The sequence below is a fragment of the Fructobacillus tropaeoli genome (assembly GCF_001047135.2).
In the GTDB taxonomy this organism is placed as follows: Bacteria; Bacillota; Bacilli; order Lactobacillales; family Lactobacillaceae; genus Fructobacillus; species Fructobacillus tropaeoli.
This window is the reverse complement of the sequence record NZ_DF968113.1, coordinates 1-1715: the sequence shown is the minus strand read 5'-3', so window position 1 is coordinate 1715 and position 1715 is coordinate 1. Positions and strand designations below refer to the sequence as shown.

Below are 1715 nucleotides of genomic sequence, written 5' to 3'. Positions count from 1 at the left end.
GTTGGTTGAGTACCAGCAGTTGCATCAGCCATTCCCTTCTGAGCTTGGTCATAAGCCTTGTTGTAAGCATCCTGGTAAGCTTGTGACTTCGTTGCCAAATCAGCTGGCTTTGCCTTGCCGGCAACAGCATCGGCAGCACCAGAGGTTGCACCATTGTAGGCATCCTTCGTTAGCTGTGAAGCGTTATCAGCTGGTGTAGTTGTACCGTTATAACCAGTTTGACTATCTGTATAAGCCTTTTGACCAGCCTGATATGCTGGATCATTCTTATCAGCATCCGTTGTCTTACCGGCTGCGGCATCCTCATAACCTTGCTTTGCCTTGTCGTAAGCGGCAGCTGCTACCTTACCAGCTGGAGTACTATCGTCTGGACGACCAGTACCGTTAGTAAATGCATTTTGTCCTTGCGTTGCAAGTCCCTTAGCATCATCCAATGCCTTTTGGTAAGCAGCCTTTGAAACTGGGTCCATCTTGTTGATGTCATCCGTTCCCTTAGGGCTACCATTTGCATAGTCAGTGAGGGCTTCCTTTGCGGCGGCTGCGGCGGCCTTTTGAACTGGGTCGGTCACATTACTGTCATCGGTTCCCTTTTCACCATCGGTATAACCTTGGTTGAAGGACTTAGCAGCATCTATTCCAGCCTTTTCACCTGAAGTTGGGTTGGCAATCGTTTGACCATTAACAGCGGCTGTCAAGCCCTTGCTAAAGTCATCAGCACCTTGCTTCGTTGCGGCATCAGCTGAAGAATCAGTTGCCTGAGCCTTGGCTGCGTTAGCAACACCGTTGTCATACTTTGCCTTAGCATCATCAAATGCTTGCTTGTAAGCGTAGTTTGCTAGTGGGTCCTTTGAATTCAATTCATCACTAGCATCTGGGTTAGCGGCAACTGCAGCTTGGGCAGCAGCTACTTGAGCCTTGATGGTCTGAGCAGAGTCATCTGAAACCGTTGCGCTTGGTGTCTTACCAGCAATCGTATCGGCAACATATGACTTGTCATTGTTAGCGGCAGCTGTTCCGGCAGTCTGGGCATCATTTGGATTAGTTGGTGCATTACCAGCTAATGTGTCCGTCAATGCCTTTTGTGCATCGGCATAAGCTTGCTTTGCAGCAGCTTGAACCGTTGGGTTAGCTGAGTAAGACTTCGTTGGATCAACATCTTGATCATGACGGTCACTGGCATCCTTGATAGCAGCTTGACGAGCAGCGGCTGTATCGTTGATTGCTTGGTTATAAGCAGCCTTGTAAATAGGATCAGTTGACGTTGATGGGTCAGTCTTACCAGCTGCGGCGGCTGTGGCACCATCGGCATAAGCCTTGGCGGCATTTGTATAGGCGTCAGGGTCGGCAGTCTTAGCCTGGTGGTCAGTGTTGCCAGCTTGGGCATCTTCTGTGGCTTCCTTTGCAGATTGCGCTGCATTGTTACCCTTCACGTAAGCTGGGTCAGCCTTTTGAGCATCCGTTGGCGTTGTGTTGTTTTGACCATCCGTCAAGCCAGTTGCAGCTGCATCATGTGCCTGCTTATAGGCAGTTTGATAAGCTGGTGACTTCGTTGCCAAATCAGTTGGCGTTGGGTTACCTGCAATGGCATCCTTAGCTCCAGCTTGTGCACCTTCATAAGCATCCTTTTCAGCTTGTGACGCATCTGCTGCTGGAGCCTTCTGGTCATCATAACCGCTTGCCTCACTCTTACCAGCGTTATAACCAGTCGTGTAACT

Annotated in this window: 1 protein-coding gene; it reads right to left on the bottom strand. The window is 49.7% G+C overall.

The features are described from left to right. Positions 1-1715, bottom strand: a 1715-nt coding sequence (locus AOQ32_RS08745) for a hypothetical protein (protein ID WP_158531897.1), incomplete at both ends; no start/stop codon positions are given.